Origin of the sequence: Pseudomonas sivasensis (genome assembly GCF_013778505.1) — a bacterium.
In the GTDB taxonomy this organism is placed as follows: domain Bacteria; phylum Pseudomonadota; class Gammaproteobacteria; order Pseudomonadales; family Pseudomonadaceae; genus Aquipseudomonas; species Aquipseudomonas sivasensis.
In genome coordinates this window covers 50,708-71,443 of sequence record NZ_JAAOWU010000011.1, presented here as the reverse complement: position 1 = coordinate 71,443, position 20,736 = coordinate 50,708, and the positions used below count along the sequence as shown (strand labels likewise).

Annotated in this window: 21 protein-coding genes; 12 read left to right on the top strand and 9 right to left on the bottom strand. The window is 61.7% G+C overall.

The annotated features are described in order from the left end of the window. Window positions 1-3: 3 nt before the first annotated feature. On the bottom strand, window positions 4-1,098 hold the full coding sequence (gene zapE / locus G9Q84_RS18490; RefSeq protein WP_181643836.1) for a cell division protein ZapE: 1,095 nt from the start codon (window positions 1,096-1,098) through the stop codon (window positions 4-6). A 214-nt stretch (window positions 1,099-1,312) separates the two neighbouring features. Between zapE and G9Q84_RS18485 the strand changes: the two genes are divergently transcribed. The 7 genes from G9Q84_RS18485 to G9Q84_RS18455 all read left to right on the top strand — a co-directional run bounded on the left by G9Q84_RS18485 (window position 1,313) and on the right by G9Q84_RS18455 (window position 7,601). Next, window positions 1,313-1,813 (top strand): Csu type fimbrial protein, encoded by a 501-nt coding sequence (locus G9Q84_RS18485; RefSeq protein WP_032889867.1) that lies wholly within the window; start codon window positions 1,313-1,315, stop codon window positions 1,811-1,813. After that, window positions 1,807-2,349, top strand: coding sequence for a Csu type fimbrial protein (locus G9Q84_RS18480; RefSeq protein ID WP_122680612.1), 543 nt, complete (start codon window positions 1,807-1,809; stop codon window positions 2,347-2,349). The genes G9Q84_RS18485 and G9Q84_RS18480 overlap by 7 nt, the downstream gene beginning before the upstream one ends. A gap of 18 nt (window positions 2,350-2,367) precedes the next feature. Beyond that, a complete protein-coding gene (locus tag G9Q84_RS18475) occupies window positions 2,368-2,910 on the top strand; it encodes a Csu type fimbrial protein (RefSeq protein WP_032889863.1) in 543 nt (180 codons plus the stop codon). Then, window positions 2,910-3,401, top strand: a complete 492-nt coding sequence (locus tag G9Q84_RS18470) for a Csu type fimbrial protein (RefSeq protein WP_122756403.1) — start codon at window positions 2,910-2,912, stop codon at window positions 3,399-3,401. The genes G9Q84_RS18475 and G9Q84_RS18470 overlap by 1 nt, the downstream gene beginning before the upstream one ends. Window positions 3,402-3,427: 26 nt before the next feature. Further along, a complete protein-coding gene (locus G9Q84_RS18465; RefSeq protein ID WP_181640002.1) occupies window positions 3,428-4,216 on the top strand; it encodes a fimbrial biogenesis chaperone in 789 nt (262 codons plus the stop codon). Between the two features lie 71 nt (window positions 4,217-4,287). Further along, window positions 4,288-6,633, top strand: coding sequence for a fimbria/pilus outer membrane usher protein (locus G9Q84_RS18460; protein ID WP_095184397.1), 2,346 nt, complete (start codon window positions 4,288-4,290; stop codon window positions 6,631-6,633). A 47-nt stretch (window positions 6,634-6,680) separates the two neighbouring features. Beyond that, a complete protein-coding gene (locus tag G9Q84_RS18455; RefSeq protein WP_050442866.1) occupies window positions 6,681-7,601 on the top strand; it encodes a Csu type fimbrial protein in 921 nt (306 codons plus the stop codon). On the opposite strand, the gene G9Q84_RS18450 is transcribed toward G9Q84_RS18455, so the two are convergent. Both G9Q84_RS18450 and G9Q84_RS18445 read right to left on the bottom strand, forming a co-directional pair. Beyond that, window positions 7,598-8,335, bottom strand: a complete 738-nt coding sequence (locus tag G9Q84_RS18450) for an anti-sigma factor family protein (protein WP_095184398.1) — start codon at window positions 8,333-8,335, stop codon at window positions 7,598-7,600. The two genes, G9Q84_RS18455 and G9Q84_RS18450, sit on opposite strands and share 4 nt — an antisense overlap. After that, window positions 8,332-8,838 carry a sigma-70 family RNA polymerase sigma factor gene (locus tag G9Q84_RS18445; RefSeq protein ID WP_032889850.1) on the bottom strand — a complete coding sequence of 169 codons (507 nt, stop codon included), beginning with the start codon at window positions 8,836-8,838 and terminating at the stop codon, window positions 8,332-8,334. The genes G9Q84_RS18450 and G9Q84_RS18445 overlap by 4 nt, the downstream gene beginning before the upstream one ends. A gap of 169 nt (window positions 8,839-9,007) precedes the next feature. On the opposite strand from G9Q84_RS18445, the gene G9Q84_RS18440 reads away from it, so the two are divergent. Continuing rightward, window positions 9,008-10,090: a catalase family peroxidase gene (locus tag G9Q84_RS18440; protein ID WP_122765504.1), complete on the top strand. Its 1,083-nt coding sequence runs from the start codon at window positions 9,008-9,010 to the stop codon at window positions 10,088-10,090. Then, entirely contained in the window at window positions 10,087-10,626 is a 540-nt protein-coding gene (locus G9Q84_RS18435) for a cytochrome b (RefSeq protein WP_032889846.1), read from the top strand. The genes G9Q84_RS18440 and G9Q84_RS18435 overlap by 4 nt, the downstream gene beginning before the upstream one ends. 21 nt (window positions 10,627-10,647) lie before the next feature. On the opposite strand, the gene G9Q84_RS18430 is transcribed toward G9Q84_RS18435, so the two are convergent. Then, window positions 10,648-11,799, bottom strand: coding sequence for a M14 family metallopeptidase (locus tag G9Q84_RS18430; RefSeq protein WP_032889844.1), 1,152 nt, complete (start codon window positions 11,797-11,799; stop codon window positions 10,648-10,650). A gap of 98 nt (window positions 11,800-11,897) precedes the next feature. On the opposite strand from G9Q84_RS18430, the gene G9Q84_RS18425 reads away from it, so the two are divergent. Next, entirely contained in the window at window positions 11,898-12,110 is a 213-nt protein-coding gene (locus tag G9Q84_RS18425) for a hypothetical protein (protein ID WP_179178769.1), read from the top strand. 151 nt (window positions 12,111-12,261) lie between these two features. On the opposite strand, the gene G9Q84_RS18420 is transcribed toward G9Q84_RS18425, so the two are convergent. Then, the gene (locus tag G9Q84_RS18420) at window positions 12,262-12,612 is read right to left on the bottom strand and encodes a DUF6124 family protein (RefSeq protein WP_032889839.1); all 351 of its coding nucleotides are present in this window, start codon (window positions 12,610-12,612) and stop codon (window positions 12,262-12,264) included. 131 nt (window positions 12,613-12,743) lie between these two features. Between G9Q84_RS18420 and G9Q84_RS18415 the strand changes: the two genes are divergently transcribed. Beyond that, window positions 12,744-13,379, top strand: coding sequence for a LexA family protein (locus G9Q84_RS18415; protein WP_095184402.1), 636 nt, complete (start codon window positions 12,744-12,746; stop codon window positions 13,377-13,379). On the opposite strand, the gene G9Q84_RS18410 is transcribed toward G9Q84_RS18415, so the two are convergent. The 4 genes from G9Q84_RS18410 to G9Q84_RS18395 are packed head-to-tail and all read right to left on the bottom strand — an operon-like array spanning window position 13,376 to window position 18,901. Then, window positions 13,376-15,301 carry an acetyl/propionyl/methylcrotonyl-CoA carboxylase subunit alpha gene (locus G9Q84_RS18410; protein ID WP_181643835.1) on the bottom strand — a complete coding sequence of 642 codons (1,926 nt, stop codon included), beginning with the start codon at window positions 15,299-15,301 and terminating at the stop codon, window positions 13,376-13,378. The genes G9Q84_RS18415 and G9Q84_RS18410 overlap by 4 nt on opposite strands. Beyond that, complete coding sequence (locus tag G9Q84_RS18405) at window positions 15,298-16,104, bottom strand: gamma-carboxygeranoyl-CoA hydratase (protein WP_181643834.1); 807 nt, start codon at window positions 16,102-16,104, stop codon at window positions 15,298-15,300. Before G9Q84_RS18405 ends, G9Q84_RS18410 begins: the two co-directional genes overlap by 4 nt. Window positions 16,105-16,118: 14 nt before the next feature. Further along, window positions 16,119-17,726 carry a carboxyl transferase domain-containing protein gene (locus tag G9Q84_RS18400; RefSeq protein ID WP_181643833.1) on the bottom strand — a complete coding sequence of 536 codons (1,608 nt, stop codon included), beginning with the start codon at window positions 17,724-17,726 and terminating at the stop codon, window positions 16,119-16,121. An 11-nt stretch (window positions 17,727-17,737) separates the two neighbouring features. After that, window positions 17,738-18,901 (bottom strand): isovaleryl-CoA dehydrogenase, encoded by a 1,164-nt coding sequence (locus G9Q84_RS18395; RefSeq protein WP_032889830.1) that lies wholly within the window; start codon window positions 18,899-18,901, stop codon window positions 17,738-17,740. Window positions 18,902-19,052: 151 nt separating this feature from the next. Between G9Q84_RS18395 and G9Q84_RS18390 the strand changes: the two genes are divergently transcribed. Further along, window positions 19,053-20,687, top strand: a complete 1,635-nt coding sequence (locus G9Q84_RS18390; RefSeq protein WP_122765500.1) for an AMP-binding protein — start codon at window positions 19,053-19,055, stop codon at window positions 20,685-20,687. Window positions 20,688-20,736: the final 49 nt, after the last annotated feature.

Here is a 20,736-nt window from a genome sequence, read left to right as displayed (position 1 = left end):
CGCTCATGATACCGGGTCGGGCACCGGTTGCGGGCTGGCGTGTTGCAGTTGATTCAGGCGGCTGGCGGTGCGCGCCAAGTCGATGGCCTGACCGCTCATCGCCTGTGCCAGCGGTTGTTCGCCGATCAGGATCAGGTGCTTGTCTTTGTCGTAGAGCACGTCCACCAGGTTGATAAAGCGCTGCTGCACAGCGATCGGGCACTCGGCCAAGTGGGGCAGGCCGTCGATGATCCAGTGATCGAAATCCTCGCACAGCAGCAGGTAGTCCATCACGGCTGTCAGCTGTTCGCAGAGGTCGCTGAAGGTAAACGCGATGGTACGAGCGTGATGCTGGCGGCAGATCAATTGTCGGTTGCCCACCGTCAGGTGCTGCGCCGGGCCATCGGTGACCGGCAGGCCGAGCGCCGCACGCTGGGTCGGAGTGCCCGGCCACACGTATTGCCCGGTGGTAAAGCGCTGCACGGAATGAGCCTGGGGCAGGCTGCGAAAATCCTTGGGCGAGCTGACTTCCAGCACCTCCATACGCGTGGCGATCAAGTCGATCACCGGTTTGAACCGCTCGTGGTACAGCGGGTTGGGTAACAGGCCTTCGGGCGCATAGTTGGAGGTGACCAGTACCAGTACGCCGCGCTGGAACAACGCCTTGAACAGCCGGGTAATCAGCATGGCATCGCCGATATCGTGCACGTGGAACTCGTCGAAACACAGCACACGGCAGCCGTCGAGCAGTTCGTCCAGGGTGACGGCCAGGGCATCCTCGGCCTTCTGGTGGGCGAACATGCCCCGGTGCAACTGGGCGAAAAAATCATGGAAGTGCACGCGCTGCTTTTCGGCGATGGGCAGCGCCTGGAAGAAACCGTCCAGCAGCCAGCTTTTGCCGCGACCTACCGGGCCGTGCAGGTACAGGCTGCGGGTGGGTTGGCCAGCGAGCAGGCGCTGGGTCGCGCGCGCCATGGCGGCGATTGCCTGGGCCTGGCCGTCGCTGAGGGTATAGCCCTGTTGCCGGGCCTTGTTCTCAAAGAACGTCTGGATGGGCGAGTCGTCGTGGCCGTCGGCATGTTTACCGAGCAAGCGACGGATTAAAGGAAGCACGGCCAATGGGATTCACTCTGTGTGTCGAGGTCGCTTACTTTAGGTCGCTCGGGGCGATTTGACCAATACAGAAGGCCGCGGCCAGCTATCTCTAAACGGCATGGAGCACAGGTAATCCTGTCCACACTGGCAGATTTTTTCTCAGTGACTACCCTTCTACATGGCAGTCACCCCTGTATAAGGATTTGGGGCAGTGAAGGGACGAGCAGTATTGACAGTCATGGGCGCGATGCTCTGCAGCACGGTTTACGCGGCGCAACTGCAAGTTGTGGTGCGCATCGATGTGCAACGGGGCTGTCAGTTGGTGGGCACCACCCGCAGCGCTGGCATCGAGCAACTTGGCGTATTGGATTTTGGCAGCGGCCCGCGTCTGGATGACCCGGCCGGGCCGTTGAGTGCGGCGCTGATCAGTCAGCGCCAGCCGCGCCTGGAATGTAACCCCGACACCCCGTACCAGATGCGCGTCGATGGCGGCCTGAACGGTGGCACCGGCGAAGTGCGTTACCTGAGCACGGGCATCCCCTCCGGCAAACCCATTCCTTATCGCATTTATGCCGACGCCGCGCGGCGTGTTCCGTTGCCAGTGAATGTCCCGCTCAGCGGCCGTGTGCCGGACTCTGGCTCCGTCGATCTGCCGCTGTATGGTCGTATCGAACCGCTCAAGGACATCCCGGCCGTCGGCCGTTACACCGACCTGCTCAAGGTAACGGTCACATGGTGAACCGTGGCTGGACCCTGCTGGCCATGGGTGGCCTGTTGCTGCTGGCTGAAGACGCCCGCGCGGCGGTGGCCAGCGGGTTTATCCAGGCGCGCATGGTGATCACCGCCAGTTGCGAAGTGAGCAAGGGCAATGACACAGCGCCGGTCAGCCCGACGGGCGGCACCGCCATGCTGGACTTCGGCAGCCAGGGACCTACGTGGAGCAACCCCTTGGGGGCGAACATCTCAGACGGCAGTAACGCGCCGCTGACAGTCTCGTGCAACCCGACGGTCGCCAGCTTCACCGTGACCATCGACGGCGGCACCAATGCCGTCGGCACCACCCGGCGCCTGAGCAACGGCCGCCAGACTATCCCTTATCAACTAATGGCCGACCCGCGGGGGCGTATCCCTTACACCATCGGCCAGCAACGCAGTTTTGTAGCCGCTAATGGCACGCAAATGACCATCCCGGTGTGGGGCGCCGTGGTGGCCAATACCACGGCCCTCCCTGCAGGAACCTATACCGACACATTGACGGTGACACTGGATTGGTAAATCAAAAGGATGACGATCATGCATGCACTTGTATCTCGACTCGGCGTTTGTGCACTGGGTCTGGCGATGGCCTCCAGCCTGAATGCGGCCACCACGGTGACCGGCCAGATCACCTCCAGCCTGACACTGATTGCCAGTTGCCAGGTCAACGGTTCCGGAGCGGCTACTGGTCTCAACTTCGGTAGCTTGAACTTCGGCACCACCAACAGCCTGTTTACCAATGCTGACGCCCAACTGCTGGGCGGTACCGGCACTGGTGGCGCGCTCTCGATCCTGTGCTCCAGTGGCACCACGCCAGCAGTGAAAGTGCGTGCCGGTGCCCATGATGGTGCTTCTCCGGGAGGCACCCGTGCACTGGCCGACGGCGCGGGTAACTTCGTGCCTTACGACTTCTACACCGACAGCGGCCATTCGGCGCTGCTGGCGATTGACGGCGTGATCACCCTCGCGACCAGCACCGGTGTGGCGCAAACCGTGAACCTTTATGGTCGGGCAGTGGGCAAGGCCGGGCTGCCGGCGGGCACGTACTCGGACACCGTGGCCGTTGAACTGACGTTCTAATGCGCTGGCTTCGCGCATTGCTGGCCTGTGGGCTGGTGGTGCCGCTGCCGTTGTCGGCGGTGACCAGCCAGAGTTTTCAGGTGAGCGCGACGATTACGCCGGGCTGCCTGATCGTCGGCGGCGGCGCCAACTACGGCGCGCTGAACTACGGCAGTTACTCGGCCCTGGCCACCAGCACCGTGACCGCGGCGCTGACCGGCGGCGTGACCCTGCAATGCACGCCGGGGGTGGCGTTAAGCATGAGTGTCGACGGCGGCCTGCATAACAGCAGCGGGCGCAACCTGCAACTCAACAGCGGCAGTGCGCGAGTGGCTTATCAGCTGTTTCGGGACGCGGCGTTCAGCCAGAGCCTGGGGATCAGCCAGAGCGTCAGCGTGGCGTACAGCGACGCAAACAACATCAGTCTGCCGATCTATGGGCGGGTGGTTTTACCAGGCAATCAGCCTGGGGGGACGTACAGCGACACGCTACAGGTGCAGCTGACGTGGTAGGGCTTATCGGTAAAAGGAGTGGTTTTATGCGTTCACCTTCCCGGCGGCTGTGGGCCGCAGGTATTGCCTTGGGGGCGTTGTGTACGACGGGGCTGGTGCAGGCCGCCAGTTCGGTGCTGATCTGGCCTATCGACCCGGTGCTGGAAGCTGATCAACAGGCCAGCGCGCTGTGGCTGGAGAACCGCGGAACGGAAACCGCGAGCCTGCAGATTCGCGTATTTGCCTGGAGCCAGAGTGGCTTTGACGAGCAGTACCAGAACCAGCGCGATGTGATCGGCAGCCCACCGGTGGCCAGGATCGAACCAGGTCAAAAGCAACTGGTACGCCTGACCCGCACCCGTGAAGTGCCGCCGGGCCAGGAGTTGGCCTACCGCATCATCATTGATGAAATTCCCTCGCCATTGCAGGTGCCCACGCCGCCGGAAGGCAAGAATACGGCGGCGGCGATTCGTTTCCAGATGCGCTACTCGGTGCCGTTATTCGCCTACGGCGCGGGGCTGTGGAGCAAGGAGGACGCCACGCGTCAGCGTGACCCGGCGGGCGCGGGCAAACCGGACCTGAGTTGGCACAAGGTCACAGTCGCGGGGCGCAATTACATCGAGGTGCGTAACCAGGGCGCTGTGCATGCACGATTGACGGACGCGTCGTTCAAGCAGAGCGGACAGACGCGGCCGCTGGTGGAGGGCTTGTTGGGTTATGTGCTGCCCGGCGCGACGATGCGCTGGCCGGTGCCGGATGCTGTGTCGGCTGATCAGCCGTTGCAGGTTCGCGTCAATGGTGCGGCGCAGTTGGAGAGCCTGGCGCCGAGGCGTTGAAGGCAGTGTAACGGGGCGGGGAAGCTCCGGGTTTTAAGCAGATGGAGATGTCCATTGAAGGACACAACGCCATGGTGAGTCGTGGTCGGGCTCGTCATCTATGGCTGTCGGTGGTGGTCAGCGGGCTGTGGGGCGTGGCAGTGGCTGGCGACCTGCCGCCGCCGCCGAGCAGCATGGAGGCTGTCGCCGATGCACAGTTATTTCTGGAGTTGGTGGTCAACCAGATGGACACCGGCCGCGTCGTTGCAGTCGATCAACGTGCCGGGCAACTCTATGTGCCGGCCGGTGCGCTGCAGGACGTGGGCATGAAATTGCCCGGTGAACTCAGCGGCAGCGTGGCCCTGGACGCAATCCCCGGCCTGCACAGCGATTACGACAGCAACGGCCAGCGCCTGCTGATCGACGTGCCGCCGTCGTGGTTGCAGGAGCAGTTCATCGGCAACCGCGACACCTACCCGCGTACCCAGGCCATGAGCAGCTTTGGCGCTTTGCTCAACTACGACCTGTACTTCAACGACACCGATGAAGGCGGCAGCTACCTCGCGGCTTGGAATGAAGTGCGGCTGTTCGACAACTGGGGCACCTTGTCCAACACCGGGCAGTATCGCCAGACCCTGGCCGGCGGTATCAACGACAGCACCCTCAATAATGGTTACCGGCGCTACGACACCACCTGGCGTTTCTCGGATGATGAGCGCTTGCTCACCTACGAGGCCGGCGACGTGATCAGCGGTTCGCTGCCCTGGAGCAGCTCGGTACGCTTGGGCGGGGTGCAGTTGTCGCGCGATTTTGCGGTGCGCCCCGATCTGGTTACTTATCCCTTGCCGCAATTTGCGGGCGAGGCGGCAGTGCCGTCGTCGGTGGATCTGTTCATCAACGGCTACAAATCCGAAAGCGCGCTGCTGCAACCGGGCCCCTACACCCTGACCAATATCCCGTTTATCAACGGCGCGGGTGAAGCGGTGGTCGTCACCACCGACGCCCTGGGTCGCCAAGTGTCGACCACGGTGCCGTTCTACGTCACCAGTACGCTGTTGCAACAAGGCCTGACGGATTTTTCGGTGGCGGCCGGCACGTTGCGCCGCGACTACACCGTGCGCGACTTCTCCTATGGATCAGGGGTGACCAGTGCCACGTTGCGTTATGGCTACTCCGACAACCTCACTCTGGAAAGCCACGCCGAAGCCACCAGCGATCTGACCCTCGGCGGGCTGGGCGCCAATGTGCGCCTGGGCAATTTTGGCGTGCTCAACACTGCCCTCAGCCAAAGCCAGTTCGAAGGCCGCAACGGCCAGCAACTGAGCCTGGGTTATCAGTACAACAGCACCCGTTACAGCCTGTCCTACCAACGGGTGGAACGGCGCGCCGATTACGCCGATCTGACCCTGGTCGACACGCCCTATGCCAGCCTCAGCAAGCGCAGCGAACAGGTGACCCTGAGCCTCAATCTGCAGCGTTTTGGCAGCCTGGGCCTTGGGTATTTCGACGTGCAGGCAGCGGACGATTCCCGCACGCGGCTGCTCAACCTGAGCTGGAGCAAACCGTTGTGGCGCAACACCAGTTTCTACCTGTCGGCCAACCGCGAGATCGGCGATAGCAATTGGGCCATGCAGGCACAACTGGTAATCCCGTTCGACCTCAACGGCAGCCTGGCGTTGAGCACCGAGCGCGGAAAGGACGGCACCCGTCGCCAGCGCGTCAACTACAGCAGTGCGGTGCCCAGCCAAGGTGGGTTCGGCTACAACCTGGGGTATGCCCAAGGCGATGCACCCAGCTATCGACAGGCTGACTTGACCTGGCGTTTGCAGTCGGTGCAATTGCAGGCCGGCGTGTACGGCAGCAGCGATGCCGAGACGCGCTGGGCGGATGCCAGTGGCTCTCTGGTGTGGATGGGCGGCGACACCTTTGCTGCCAACCGCATCAACGATGCATTTGTGGTGGTGAGTACCCAGGGGTTTGCCGGGATTCCGGTGCGCTACGAAAACCAGTTGGTGGGAGAGACCGATCGCAATGGGCATTTGCTGGTGCCATGGAGCAGTGCGTATTACCGGGGCAAGTATGAAATCGATCCGCTGAACCTGCCGCTCAATGTGCAGAGCCCTAACGTGGAACAACGAGTCTCGGTGCGCCGTGGCGCGGGTTATCTGCTTGAGTTCCCGCTGCGGCGAGTGCTCGCTGCGAGCGTTACCCTGGTGGACAGTCAGCATCAGGAATTACCCCTGGGCAGCCTGGTGGTCCATGAGCAAAGCGGCCAGCAGGCGGTGGTGGGCTGGGATGGTCTGGTGTACCTGGAGAACCTGTCGGCCCACAACACCTTGCAGGTGACGTTGGGACAAGGGCGAACCTGCCAGGCGACCTTTGATATCGATGAGCAGCAACAAGGCGTGCCGCTGATCGGGCCGTTGGTGTGCCAGTGAGAGGCAGGGCATGGTTGCTGCTCGGGCTGCTGCAGGCGGGCCCGGCGATGGCGGCGTGCTCGGTGGTCACCACCGCGCCGGCCAGCTTCGGCTCGATCAGTTCAATGACGGTGCGCACTGCCGCGCAGACCAGTTCCACGGCCAACGCCGGTTTGAGTTGCACGTCGGCGCTGATTTCGCTGTTGGTGTCGTCGGACCACTTCTACGCCACCGTTACGTCGGCCCAGAGTGGCATGGTCGGGCCGACCGGTGACGTGATCGGTTACACCCTTTACGGCAACAACAGCAGCAGTTATCCGATTACCCGAGGCACGCAATTCGATTTTGGTGGATCCGGGGGGATTGCCCAGGCGTTGGGGCTGATCGCAGGGCCAGGGACGAAAACCGTGCCGCTGTACCTGAGCAGTATCACGGGCAGCAATGTGGCGGCGGGGCTATATACCGAGACGTTGAACATTGCCTGGAACTGGAACTATTGCTCGGGGATCGGCATCGGCGGCGTCTGCCTGGGACGGGACATTGGTAATGCCGTCGCGACCCTGACGGTCAGCATGATCGTCACCAACGACTGTCAGATCACCGCGCCCAATATCAGCTTTGGCAGTGCTCCGGTGATCAGTGGGTTCACTGCCGTGACCGGACAGACCATCAACATCGCCTGCACCAAGGGCAGTGCCTACACCGTGGGCCTGAGCGACGGCCAGAATCCGCTGAGTGCGGGTGGGCGGCGGCGCATGATTTCAGGCAGCAATTACCTGGCCTACGACATTTTCAAAAGCGCCGGCACCACGCGGTGGGGCAGTGTTGGCGCAGCGCGGCGGGCCAGTTCCACGGCTGAGGTCAACCCCGGCAATGGCTTGGGCACTGGCAGCCAGGTGTTCAACTACAACGCAAAAATCTACAGCGACCAGACCACCCCACCCGCTGGCACCTATCTCGACAATGTGGTGCTGGACGTGGGGTTCTAGAACGGCTGAAGGGAGGGTGGCGGCTGATCCGTCGGGCTGACCACCGCATAGTTGTAGCCGCCGCCGGACCAGTATTGCGCTTGTAATCCATCCGCCGTGCGCTGGCCGCGGGGCAGGAAACCGTTGTCCGGGCCCGGTGGGCGAATGTAGAAACTGATGCGTCGACCCTGGGGATCTTCGTACAGCACCATGGCGGCGGCGCCTTGGTCGGTGGTGAGCAATCGACCGCTGACCGGCTTGAAGCCCGACTGACTCAAGTCCGGCAGGCGGTGGGCCTGGTTGAAGTAGCGGTCGAGCCACGCCTGCATGGTGCCGCTGTCCTGGCCGTTGTAGTCGGCGGGCATGATGCCTTCCTGGGCAAACAGGCGGAACGCTTGCATCGCGTCGGCCATCGGCAACATCGGTGCTTGTGTGGCTTCACGGGCGTGCCAGCCGCCGAGGCCGCCCAGGCTGACGGCAATCAGCAACACCGCCGCCGTGGCGAAGTGGCGGCGCGATTGATGCTTGATGCGTTGGCGAATCAGCGCCGGGTCCAGTGCCGGGTTGGGCGGCTGTTGCAGGGCGCCGCTCAAGGACGCGCGCAGCAGTTGCGCGTCCTGTTGCCAAGCCTGGACCCGGGCCGCGACGTCGGGATGGGCCGCCAAATAGGTGTCGAGCACACGGCGATCACTCTCCAGGAGCTGGTGGTCGACGTAGGCATGCAGGTCGCGTTCGCTGGGGGGCAGGCTGATCATTTGAGTATCCGCAGGGAAGGGCTGGCAATTTCGCCATCGCTGAGTTGACGCAAGGCTTGGCGTGCCCGGGACAGGCGCGACATCACGGTGCCGACTGGCACGTCAAGGATGTCGGCGACGTCCTTGTAGCTCAGACCTTCGACCGACACCCATAACAGCAGGGCGCGCTGTTCGGTGTTGAGTTGATCGAAGGCTTGCAGGGTCGACTGGGCGATCACGGTGCGCTCCACCGACGGCTGCGCGTCATCGCGGCCGGTAAAAAACTCCAGCATGCGTGCATAGCGCCGGGTGCGGCGGTGGGCGTCGAGGAACTGCCGATAGAGGATCGAAAACAGCCACGCGCGCAGATCGCCCTCAACGCGTTTGTCGGCCCAGCGGGTAATCGCCCGTTCCAGGGTGGACTGCACCAGGTCATCGGCGCTGCTGGCGTTACGGGTCAAGGACACGGCAAAACGCCGCAGCCTGGGGATGAGTTCACGTAACTGTTCGTCGAGTTCATGCATGGGTGTCTGGCTGGTCACTACGCTGGGACTAGAGAGACGTCCGGCGTTAAGGGTTATTCCAGGCTAGGAAAAATAAATCCACGGCCAGGGAATAGAGCAGATCGGCATTCGTCTCAATGCTCCGACCTTAAGTTTCACCCCCTAAGGCCTCTGGCCCTGGAGTTTGTTCATGGTAGATCACTCATCACCGCCCCGTCCTGCGTTGAGCACTGCGAGCCTGATTGCGCGACTCGCCGGTATTGGGGCCGTAGTTGCTGTCGTTGCTGGGGCATTTGCCTACGTCAACGGCACGCTCGACCCACAGCGGCTGCGGCCGAAAACCTTGGTCAATGCCCTGGAAACGAACAACGGCGTGCACCCTGGTTTTCGCCGTAACCATGCCAAGGGCGTGTGCGTGGCCGGGTATTTTGAGAGCAGCCCCGAAGCCCGTGCGTACTCCAGTGCCCAGGTGTTCAGCGAGGCCAAGACGCCCCTGGTCGGCCGGTTTGCGTTGCCCAGTGGTAACCCATATGCACCGGACAGCAGTGTGCCGATCCGCAGCTTCGCCGTGCAGTTCAACCAATCCAACGGCCAGCAATGGCGCACGGGTATGAACAGCATGCCTGTGTTCCCGGTAGGCACGCCCGAGGCGTTCTACCAGATGCTCAAAGCGGGTGCGCCCGATCCGGCCACCGGCAAGCCGAACCCGGCGAATATGCCGGCGTTTTTTGCCGCGCATCCCGAGACGGCGCCGTTTTTGGCGTGGGTCAAGACCGCCAAGCCATCGGCCAGTTACGCCACCGAAACCTATAACGGCATCAACGCGTTTTACCTGGTGAGCGCCGATGGCAAGCGCCAGGCCGTGCGCTGGGGCGTGGTGCCGCAGAGCCAGGACGCGGCGGGGGATACTGCGCCGGCCGGTGCTGACTTCCTTGAGAAAGACTTGGCGCAGCGCCTGGCGTCAGGGCCATTGCGTTGGCAGTTGAACATCACCCTGGCCAACCCCGGCGACCCACTCGACGATGCGAGCAAGAGCTGGACCGGCGAGCACAAAGTGTTGAACGCCGGCACCCTGGTGCTGCAAAGCAGCCAACCCCAGGCCGACGGTGATTGCCGCGACATCAACTTTGACCCGCTGATTCTGCCCAGCGGCATCGAAGCCTCAAATGATCCGCTGCTGGCCGCCCGCTCGGCGGCGTATGCCAGTTCGTACCTGCGCCGTGCCGGTGAAGTCGGCCCGTTGCACAGTGCCCCTCAGGAGTCGAAACCATGAATGCCCACCCTCGGTTTTTTGCGCCCCTGGCACGTCTGCTGCACTGGTTGATGGCGCTGATGGTCATCGCCATGTTGTTTATCGGCGCGGGGCTGGCGGCGTCGGTGTCGGAGCGGCATGAGTGGTTGATCCACCTGCACAAGCCGCTGGGGATTGCGATCCTGGCGTTGGTGATCGTGCGATTGGTGGTGCGTTTTTCCACCCGTCAGCCGCCGTTACCGTCTGACTTACCGCAGTGGCAAGTGCTGGCGGCCAAGGCATCCCATCTGGTGCTGTATGGGTTGATGCTGGTATTGCCGCTGCTGGGCTGGGCGATGATCTCGGCGGCAGGTGATCCGGTAATGCTCAGCAGTTCGGTGCAGTTGCCGGCGCTCGTGGCGGCTAACGCGCCGCTGTTTGCGCTGCTGCGCAAGGCCCATGGGTATCTGGCTTACCTGCTGTTTTTCACGGTGCTGGTGCACTTGGCGGCGGCGTTGTTCCATGGACTGATTCGGCGTGACGGGGTGTTGCAGAGCATGACCGGCACCAGGGACTGATGCCGGCTGAGGGCAGGGGCGTTAGCGCAGGACCGTGACGATATCGGCCACGGTACTCAACACATCCTTGCCCAATTGCTTGGACCGCTCACCCGACCAACCGGTTTTCGGGTTGGGGGCGTCGTCGTTGTCCTTGAATGGCATTTCCAGGGTCAGGGACAGGCAGTCGTATTTTTCGCCGACTGCATTGCACGCCAGGGTCATATTGGCTTCGCCCGGCAAGTCGCGGGTGTAGCCATGTGTGGTCTGGAAGTCTCGGGTCAGCGCGCTCAAGTGGCGGCGGAAGTGTTTTTCCAGCGCTTCGATACGCGGGGTATAGCCCGGGTTGCCTTCGCAGGCGGCGGTGAACACGTAGGGGATTTCTTCGTCACCGTGGATATCGAGGAACAGGTCCACACCGTACTCTTCCATCTGTTGCTGCACGAACAGTACTTCTGGACTGATCTCCTGGCTGGCGCTTTGCCAGGCACGATTGAGGTCCTGCCCCATGGCGTTGGTGCGCAAGTGACCGTGGAAGGCACCGTCGGGGTTCATGTTCGGCACGAGGTACAGGTCGGCAACGGCCAGGAGTTTTTTCATCTCGGCATCGCCGTCCTGTTGCAGGCGCTCGATGATGCCTTCCATGAACCATTCGGCCATGTGTTCGCCGGGGTGCTGCTGGGCGATGATCCAGATGTTGCGACGGCCTTCGCCGCCTTTGCCACGGCGCAGCAGTTGGATATCGCGGCCTTCGACGCTTTTACCGGTCGCCAGCAGTTGAGTGCCGGCGTATTTCAGCGCCAGCTCTATCAGCCGATCATGGCGTTCACGGCTGTAGGGCTCAAAGTAGGCGAACCAGGCATGTTTCTCGCGGGTTTCGAGGCTGATGTGCAGGATCTCTCCGTCGAAGCGCGTTGGTACTCGGAACCAGTTGACGTGATCATAAGACGCGACAGCGTGGTAGCCGCTCCAGGCGTGCTTATACGAGGAGCCACCCGCGTTGCTCAGGCGAAAGGTGTGGGTGTGGCCCACGTGCATGCCTTCGGCCTTGAAGTGGAACCATTGGAAATGGTGGCTGCGGGTATCGGGTCGAATTGCCAGCAACAAATGGTATGCATCGCTGGCGTCGAGTACTTGGATATTGCCACTGTCGAAGTCGGTGCTGATCTTGATGGAAGTCAAGGCCACGGTCATAGTCTGGTTGCCTGAATATGAGTGTTGTGACGACTATATTACACAGGAGTCTGGTAAAGACTGGACGCAAAATTGTTGCGAGAAGGGGGGCGTCATCCGTGACGCTGCCGCAGCTTAAAATCTATGAGATTGATTCTCAAGCGCTATTTCGCAGAGATCTGAGCCAGAGCGCCCGACTGACTTTCTTTTGGCGATGGTCTTTTGCTACCATGCGCGCCATCGAGCAACACACAGTCTTCATTAGCCTGAAGCCACGCCAGGGAAACTGGCAAAAAAAAGACCCGGCCAAAGAGCCGGGTCAAAAACCGTGATTAGCCTGATGAGGAGATATTCCAAGAGTCCGACCTAAGGTCCCTTGGTTTATCGACTGATCTCGCGATCAGCTGAGCCCAATAATAATCATTATCATTTGCAAGTCAAATGTTTTTATCCCTGTGATAGAAATATTTTCCTTCGCGCCTCTTACGCGTTCGTCTGAGCCTCCGATGCCTGCAGCGACCGCTCTATCATCGCCTTCGCCATATCAATCAAATACACCACTGAAAACGCCAGGTCGCGCTGATTGCCTTGATGGCTGCTCGCCGATTCATAGGCCGTAGCGGCGGCGCTGCGCAACAGCTCTGAGGCGTGCACCAGCGCTTCTTCCTGACTGATGCCCGGTTTGAGTGTGAAAAAACCTTCGTCCGGGACGGGTGCTGACATATTTTCTTTCAAGTAAAAGTCCAGCGCCCTCTGGGCAGCACCGCTGCTGCGCAGGTTGTAAACGTCGTCACTCTTGGTGGCTTCAGGCAGGAGATACGGGCTCGTTGTCATAAGGGGCGGTACTCTGTGTGGGTGTCGAAAACCTTGAGCCTGATAATAGTACGTATCGTATTTATGTCGTTTTATGGATTACTACAAACTGTTTATTGCCCTGAAAAATACCTGCCGTATTGTCTGGCGCCATGGATAACTGGATAGCGTTGGTCAAGGCCAACATGAAAGACCGCAAGGTCACACAGGGTGAGCTGGCTGAACGCTTGGGCATGTCCCAGGGCGGTGTGGGCCATTGGCTCAACAAGCGGCGCGTGCCGAGCCTGGCAGACATGAACCGGGTCCTGGAAGAGTTGGGGCTGGGCTACCTGGAAGTGGTGCAGGAGGTGCGTGAGAAAACCGACGAAGTCCCCATTCAGGCTAAACAGTACACACCGTATTTTCGCTACCCGGTCAGCGAGTGGAGGGGCCTGTGCGAAGTGCGCGAAGAGCGCCCCGCTTATGGCGCCGCGGGCTTCGAGCTGTCGGACTACCATGCCCACGGAGATGCCTTTTGGCTGCCCGTGACGGGGGACGCCATGACTGCGCTTAGTGGCCTGAGCATCGCTGCGGGCATGATGATTCTGGTGGATCCCGCAATCGCCGCACAACCCGGCAGGCTGGTGGTCGCCCAATGGGCAGACAGCCCCCAGGCGACCTTCCGCCAGTTGATGGAAGAGAGCGGCGAGCTCTACCTGGTGCCGCTCAACCCTACCTACCCGAAACGGCTGTTCACCAAGGATTGCCGCATCCTTGGCGTCGTCGTGCAGGCCACGGCGAAGTTCTAATCAGCGGTTTCGAGTTCCACCAGCGCGCAACCTTCGGCAACCATTTCGCCTTCCTGGCAGAACAGCGCCTTGACCACTCCGGCCTTGGGCGCGCGGATGCTGTGCTCCATCTTCATCGCTTCGAGCACCACCAATTGCGTACCGGCTTCAACCGCTTGGCCGACTTCCACCAGCACTCGCACAATGCTGCCGTTCATCGGCGCTGTAAGGCCACCTTGATGAGACTGGTTGGCCTCGACGGCGGCAATTGGGTCGAACAGGCTCACGCCATGCATCTCGCCATCCCAACGCAAGAACAGGGTGCCCTCGCGACGTACTGCCAGATGTGAATGACGCACGCCGTGATGGTCGATCAGCAGGCGCTCCCCGCACAGTCGCGGAACATCTTCGCCCACTGTCACTCGGCGATCCTGCCCATTACAGCTCAAGTGCAGGGAAACCTCGGCGGGTAGCCCGGCACGAAACCCACGGGTGTCCGCCCAAGGCCCTTCACCCGCCGGCAAGCTCTGCATAAACGCCGAACCCGCCGCCTGCCAGAACTCATCGCTCAACTCACCGGGCACGGGCAGCAACTCATCCTGATAACGCGGAATAAATCCGGTATCCAGTTCGGCCGCCGCAAATGCGGGATGGCCAATGATGCGCCGCAGGAAGCCCAGGTTGGTCTTGATCCCGCCGACGGCAAACTCATCGAGCATACCCAGCAATCGCAGACGTGCCTGCTCACGGTCCTCGCCCCAGGCAATCAACTTGCCGAGCATCGGGTCGTAGAACGGCGAAACGCTGTCCCCTTGCCCAACGCCGCTGTCCACCCGACGCCCCGGGCCCGACGCGGATTCGCGGTACAGCGCCAAGTGCCCAGTGGCGGGCAAGAAGTCATTGGCCGGGTCCTCGGCATACAAGCGCACTTCAATCGCATGGCCGATCAGTGGCACCTGTTCCTGGCTGATCGGCAGCGCTTCGCCCTGGGCGACACGAATCTGCCAAGCCACCAGATCCAGGCCGGTGATGGCCTCGGTCACCGGGTGTTCTACTTGCAGCCGCGTGTTCATTTCCATAAAGAAGAACTCGCCGCGCGCATCCAGCAAAAACTCCACGGTACCGGCGCCAACGTAGCCGATGGCCTGGGCGGCACGCACGGCGGCTTCGCCCATGGCTTTGCGCTGTTCAACACTCAGCCCCGGCGCTGGCGCTTCCTCGACGACCTTCTGGTGCCGACGCTGGATCGAGCAATCGCGTTCATTGAGGTAGAGGCAGTGCCCCTGTTGATCGGCAAATACCTGGATCTCCACATGGCGCGGCTTGAGCAGGTATTTCTCCACCAGCATCTGGCCGTTGCCAAACGACGACAGTGCTTCACGCTGGGCGGAGGCCAATGCTTCGGCGAGTTGGTCGACGTGCTCAACCACCTTCATGCCCTTGCCACCGCCGCCCGCTGTGGCTTTTAGCAGCACCGGATAACCAATACGTTCGCAGGCGGCGCGGAAGGTTTCCAGGTCTTGGGCTTCGCCGTGATAACCCGGCACCAACGGCACACCAGCGGTTTCCATCAGCGCCTTGGCGGCGGATTTGCTACCCATGGCGTCGATGGCCGAGGCGGGCGGGCCGAGGAAGATCAGGCCGGCGGCTTCAATCGCCCGGGCAAAACCGGCGTTTTCCGATAAAAAGCCGTAGCCCGGATGAATCCCTTGGGCACCGCTGGCGTGGGCGGCCGCGATGATCTTATCGATTTGCAGGTAACTTTCCGTGGCCTTGCTGCCGCCCAGGTCCACGCGAATATCCGCCTCGCGACTGTGCCGCGCATCGCGGTCGATGGCGCTGTGCACGGCCACGGTTGTCAGGCCCATTGCTTTGGCGGTGCGCATCACCCGGCAGGCAATCTCACCTCGGTTGGCTACCAGCAGGGTCGTCAGTGTACTCATGGGCGCGGCTCCTGGGATTGCCAGCTCGGTGACCTTTTTTGCAGGAACGCCCTCAATCCTTCCTGCCCCTCGGCACTGACGCGAATCCGTGCAATTGCGTTTTCGCAGTAGCGGCGCAGTGCTGGGGTGAGAGCGCCGTTGCCCACTTCACGCAGCAAATCTTTACTCGCGCGCATCGCTGCCGGGCTGTTTTGCAACAGGTTGGCAATCCACTGCTCGACCTGGGTATCCAGCTCACCGGCCGGGTAGCTTTCGGCTAGCAAACCGATGTCTCGCGCACGTTGGCCACCAAAGCGTTCGGCCGTCAGAGCATACCGGCGCGCCGCGCGTTCGCCGATGGCCTGCACCACGAACGGACTGATCACCGCCGGCGCCAGGCCAATGCGCACTTCCGACAGGCAGAACTGCGCGTCATCGGCGCCGATCGCCATGTCGCAGCAACTGATCAACCCGAGGGCGCCACCGTAGGCTGCGCCTTGCACCACGGCCAAGGTTGGGATTTTCAGCTTGGCCAGGTTGTACATCAGCTCTGCCAGTTCGCGGGCGTCGTCGAGGTTGGTGTGGTAATCCAACTCGGCCGACTGCTGCATCCAGGCCAGGTCCGCGCCGGCACTGAAGTGCTTGCCGCGCCCGCGCAGCAGCAAAAAACGCAGGGATGGATCGCCTTGCACCTGGTCGAGAGCAATGATCAATTCGCGGATCATTTCGGCATTGAACGCGTTGTTCTTGGCTTCACGACTGAGCCACAGGGTGGCGAAGCCACGGCTGTCGGTGATCAGTTCGAGGGTGTTGAAATCGCTCATGGGTACAGCTCCGATTACATGCGGAACACGCCGAAGCGGCTCGGCTCGATAGGGGCGTTCAGGGAGGCGGACAGCGCAAGGGCGAGCATCTCGCGGGTCTGCTGCGGATCGATGACACCGTCGTCCCACAGGCGCGCGCTGGAGTAGTAGGGGTGGCCCTGGGTTTCGTACTGATCGAGGATCGGCTGCTTGATCGCGGCCTCTTCTTCAGCACTGAATGCATTGCCCGCACGCTCGGCCTGCTCACGCTTGACCTGCACCAACACGCCGGCGGCCTGCTCGGCGCCCATGACCCCGATGCGTGCGTTGGGCCACATCCACAAAAAACGCGGGTCGTAGGCGCGGCCGCACATGCCGTAGTTACCGGCGCCGAAACTGCCGCCGATGATCACCGTGAACTTCGGCACCTTGGCGCAGGCCACGGCGGTGACCAGCTTGGCGCCATGCTTCGCGATGCCGCCGGCTTCGTATTTCTGGCCGACCATAAAGCCGGTGATGTTCTGCAAAAACAGCAGTGGAATCCCGCGCTGGCAGGCCAATTCGATAAAGTGCGCGCCTTTTTGCGCCGCCTCGGCAAACAGAATCCCGTTGTTGGCCAGGATCGCAATCGGGTAGCCGTGCAAGTGCGCAAAACCGCACACCAGTGTTGTGCCGAACAGCGCCTTGAATTCATCGAACACCGAACCGTCCACCAACCGTGTGATCACTTCGCGCACATCGAATGGCTGCTTGGCATCCGCCGGGATCACGCCGTACAGCTCATCGCTGCTGTACAACGGCGCCACTGGCGCGCGTTGCACCAACTGGCCCTGCTTGCGCCAATTGAGGTTGGCCACACTGCGTCGGGCCAGGGCCAGGGCGTGTTCGTCGCTGTCGGCATATTGGTCGGCCACGCCGGATATCTTGCAGTGCACATCGGCCCCACCGAGGTCTTCAGCGCTGACCACTTCACCCGTGGCGGCTTTTACCAGCGGTGGGCCGGCAAGGAAGATGGTGGCCTGCTGGCGCACCATGATCGCTTCGTCCGCCATGGCGGGGACATAGGCGCCACCGGCTGTGCACGAGCCCATCACTACCGCAATCTGTGGGATGCCTTGGGCGCTCATATTGGCCTGGTTGAAGAAGATCCGCCCGAAGTGCTCGCGGTCGGGGAATACTTCATCCTGGCGCGGCAGGTTGGCGCCGCCGGAGTCCACCAGGTAGATACACGGCAGGCGGTTCTGCTCGGCGATGGTCTGGGCGCGCAGGTGCTTTTTCACGGTCAGTGGGTAATACGAACCGCCTTTCACCGTTGCGTCGTTGGCGACGATCATGCATTCGACGCCTTCCACGCGACCGATCCCGGCGATTACCCCGGCTGCAGGCACGTCTTCGCCGTACACCTGATGGGCGGCCAATTGGCTGAGTTCAAGGAACGGCGAGCCCGGATCGAGCAGGCGATTGATGCGCTCACGGGGCAGCAATTTGCCACGTGAGGTGTGCCGCTCCTGCGCCTTGGCGCCGCCGCCTTGTTGCACATGGGCGAGCAAGGTGTGCAGGGCGTCGACCTGTTGGCGCATCGCCGCGCTGTTGACGGCAAACTCCGCCGAACGCGGGTTGAGTTGAGTGTGCAAGGTGGCCATGGGGCGCTCCTTCAGCGAGTTTCGTTGAAGAGTTCACGACCGATCAGCATCCGCCGAATCTCACTGGTGCCGGCGCCGATTTCATACAGTTTGGCGTCGCGCAGCAGGCGGCCGGCGGGGAATTCATTGATGTAGCCGTTGCCGCCGAGAATCTGGATCGCGTCCAGGGCCATTTGCGTGGCGCGTTCGGCGCTGTAGAGGATCACCCCGGCCGCGTCCTTTCGCGTGGTTTCGCCGCGCTCGCAGGCCTGGGCCACGGCGTAGAGGTAGGCGCGGCTGGCGTTGAGTTGGGTGTACATGTCGGCGACCTTGCCCTGGATCAGCTGGAATTCGCCGATGCTCTGGCCGAACTGCTTGCGGTCGTGGATGTAGGGAACGATCAGGTCCATGCAGGCCTGCATGATCCCGGTAGGGCCGCCGGACAGCACCACACGCTCGTAATCGAGGCCGCTCATCAGTACTTTTACGCCGCCGTTGAGCACCCCGAGGATGTTTTCCTCGGGCACTTCGACGTCATCGAAAAACAGTTCGCAGGTGTTGGAGCCGCGCATACCCAGCTTGTCGAATTTGCTGCTGCGGCTGAAACCCTTCCAGTCGCGCTCGACGATAAACGCAGTGATGCCGTGAGGGCCTTTTTCCAGGTCGGTCTTGGCATAGATCACGTAGGTGTTGGCGTCGGGACCATTGGTGATCCAAGTCTTGCTGCCGTTGAGCACGTAGCGGTCGCCGCGCTTGTCGGCGCGCAGTTTCATAGAGACCACATCGGACCCGGCGTTCGGCTCGCTCATGGCCAGAGCGCCGACGTGTTCGCCACTGATCAGTTGGGGCAGGTATTTGAGTTTCTGTTCGTGATTACCGTTGCGGTTGATCTGGTTCACGCACAGGTTCGAGTGTGCGCCGTAGGACAGCGCTACAGACGCCGAACCACGGCTGATCTCCTCCATGGCCACCACATGGGCCAGGTAACCCAGGCCGGCGCCGCCGTATTCTTCGGCCACGGTAATGCCCAGCAGGCCCATGTCACCGAACTTGCGCCACAGGTCGGCGGGGAACAGGTTGTCACTGTCGATCTGAGCCGCGCGAGGCGCGATCTCCTTGGCCACGAAGGACTGCACCTGGTCGCGCAGCATGTCGATGGTTTCACCGAGGGCGAAGTTCAGGGACGGGTAACTCATGGACAGGCACCTTAAATATCAGCGTTGTTGTTGTATGGAGGGCTCATCAGAGGAGGGCGCTCACCTTTACGTTAACGTAAGCTTGCGTTGTGGTGCTGTCAATCGTAGTTTACGTTTACGTCAACCTACAAAAAAGACAACAGGGGTCGTTATGGATCAACCGCAGCCGAGCTATAGCCGTGGCGCTCAGGACAAGGCCTTGTTGGCCATGACCATTGGCCAGGCCTTCGATCGCACCGTCGCGCAATACCCTCAGGGCGAAGCGCTGGTAGTGCTTCATCAGCAACGTCGTTATACCTGGCAGCAATTGGCCGAGACGGTTGAACTGCATGCCCGCGCGTTCCTCGCATTGGGCATGCAGACCGGCGATCGCCTGGGCATCTGGGCGCCCAATTGCGCGGAGTGGTGCATCAGCCAGATCGCCAGCGCCAAGCTCGGAGTGATCCTGGTCAACATCAACCCCGCGTATCGCAGCAGCGAGCTTGCCTACGTGCTCAAGCAATCCGGCTGCCAATGGCTGGTGTGTGCCGGTTCGTTCAAGACCTCCGATTACCACGCTATGTTGCAGGAACTGAACCCCGACCTGCGCGGCCTGATCAGCCTTCACCCCGAGCCGCCCGCGGGGTTTATGCCTTGGTCGCAACTGGCGAACCTCGGCGCCGGCGTTGCGCCCGAGCAACTTCACGCGCGCCAGGCCAGCCTGCACTTCGATCAACCGGTCAACATTCAATACACCTCCGGCACCACCGGTTTCCCCAAAGGCGCCACCCTCAGTCATCACAACATACTCAATAATGGTTACATGGTCGGCGAAAGCCTGGGCCTCACCGCGCAGGATCGTCTGGTGATCCCGGTGCCGCTGTACCACTGTTTCGGCATGGTGATGGGCAACCTGGGCTGCATCACTCACGGCACCACCATGATCTACCCCAATGATGGCTTTGACCCGCTGCTGACCCTCACCGCCGTCGCCGAAGAGCGCGCCACCGGCTTGTATGGCGTGCCCACCATGTTCATCGCCATGCTCGATCATCCGGGCCGCGCCGACTTTGACCTGTCCACCCTGCGCACCGGCATCATGGCCGGCGCCACGTGCCCCATTGAAGTGATGCGCCGGGTCATCAGCGAACTGCACATGGGCGAAGTACAGATTGCCTACGGCATGACCGAAACCAGCCCGGTGTCGCTGCAGACCGGCGCCAATGACGACCTGGAACGCCGCGTGACCACTGTCGGTCGCACCCAGCCGCAACTGGAAAACAAGATCATCGACGAGGCGGGCAACACCGTTGCACGCGGCCAGATCGGCGAACTGTGCACCCGTGGCTACAGCGTGATGCTCGGCTACTGGAACAACCCCGAAGGCACCCGAGAGGCCATTGACGACGCCGGTTGGATGCACACCGGCGACCTGGCCAGCATGGATGAACACGGTTACGTGTGCATTGCCGGGCGCAACAAGGACATGATCATTCGCGGCGGCGAAAACGTGTACCCGCGGGAGCTGGAAGAGTTCTTCTTCACCCATCCGGCAGTGGCTGACGTGCAGATCATCGGCATTCCCGATGCGCGCTACGGCGAAGAAATTGTCGCCTGGATCAAGTTCCACCCTGGCCATGTGGCCAATGCGCTGGAGTTGCAGGCGTGGTGCAAGGACCGCATAGCGCACTTCAAGACGCCTCGGCATTTCAAGTTTGTGGAGGAGTTCCCGATGACGGTGACGGGTAAGATCCAGAAGTTCAGGATGCGCGAAATCAGTCTCCAGGAGCTGCAGGGCGACGCCTGAAACGCGGTGCATGGCTACCGCTTCGGTATGGGGCCCATTGCCTAGAGTG

Excerpts from the sequence above, each read along its gene's own strand:
- G9Q84_RS18485 (WP_032889867.1), top strand. The coding sequence starts at position 1,313 with ATGGGCGCGATGCTCTGCAGCACGGTTTACGCGGCGCAACTGCAAGTT.
- G9Q84_RS18390 (WP_122765500.1), top strand. The coding sequence starts at position 19,053 with ATGGATCAACCGCAGCCGAGCTATAGCCGTGGCGCTCAGGACAAGGCC.
- G9Q84_RS18420 (WP_032889839.1), bottom strand. The coding sequence starts at position 12,612 with ATGACAACGAGCCCGTATCTCCTGCCTGAAGCCACCAAGAGTGACGAC.
- G9Q84_RS18440 (WP_122765504.1), top strand. The coding sequence starts at position 9,008 with ATGGTAGATCACTCATCACCGCCCCGTCCTGCGTTGAGCACTGCGAGC.
- G9Q84_RS18395 (WP_032889830.1), bottom strand. The coding sequence starts at position 18,901 with ATGAGTTACCCGTCCCTGAACTTCGCCCTCGGTGAAACCATCGACATG.
- G9Q84_RS18460 (WP_095184397.1), top strand. The coding sequence starts at position 4,288 with ATGGTGAGTCGTGGTCGGGCTCGTCATCTATGGCTGTCGGTGGTGGTC.
- G9Q84_RS18435 (WP_032889846.1), top strand. The coding sequence starts at position 10,087 with ATGAATGCCCACCCTCGGTTTTTTGCGCCCCTGGCACGTCTGCTGCAC.
- G9Q84_RS18470 (WP_122756403.1), top strand. The coding sequence starts at position 2,910 with ATGCGCTGGCTTCGCGCATTGCTGGCCTGTGGGCTGGTGGTGCCGCTG.
- G9Q84_RS18410 (WP_181643835.1), bottom strand. The coding sequence starts at position 15,301 with ATGAGTACACTGACGACCCTGCTGGTAGCCAACCGAGGTGAGATTGCC.
- G9Q84_RS18475 (WP_032889863.1), top strand. The coding sequence starts at position 2,368 with ATGCATGCACTTGTATCTCGACTCGGCGTTTGTGCACTGGGTCTGGCG.
- G9Q84_RS18405 (WP_181643834.1), bottom strand. The coding sequence starts at position 16,104 with ATGAGCGATTTCAACACCCTCGAACTGATCACCGACAGCCGTGGCTTC.
- G9Q84_RS18415 (WP_095184402.1), top strand. The coding sequence starts at position 12,744 with ATGGATAACTGGATAGCGTTGGTCAAGGCCAACATGAAAGACCGCAAG.
- G9Q84_RS18480 (WP_122680612.1), top strand. The coding sequence starts at position 1,807 with ATGGTGAACCGTGGCTGGACCCTGCTGGCCATGGGTGGCCTGTTGCTG.
- G9Q84_RS18450 (WP_095184398.1), bottom strand. The coding sequence starts at position 8,335 with ATGATCAGCCTGCCCCCCAGCGAACGCGACCTGCATGCCTACGTCGAC.
- G9Q84_RS18455 (WP_050442866.1), top strand. The coding sequence starts at position 6,681 with ATGGCGGCGTGCTCGGTGGTCACCACCGCGCCGGCCAGCTTCGGCTCG.
- G9Q84_RS18465 (WP_181640002.1), top strand. The coding sequence starts at position 3,428 with ATGCGTTCACCTTCCCGGCGGCTGTGGGCCGCAGGTATTGCCTTGGGG.
- G9Q84_RS18430 (WP_032889844.1), bottom strand. The coding sequence starts at position 11,799 with ATGACCGTGGCCTTGACTTCCATCAAGATCAGCACCGACTTCGACAGT.
- G9Q84_RS18400 (WP_181643833.1), bottom strand. The coding sequence starts at position 17,726 with ATGGCCACCTTGCACACTCAACTCAACCCGCGTTCGGCGGAGTTTGCC.
- G9Q84_RS18445 (WP_032889850.1), bottom strand. The coding sequence starts at position 8,838 with ATGCATGAACTCGACGAACAGTTACGTGAACTCATCCCCAGGCTGCGG.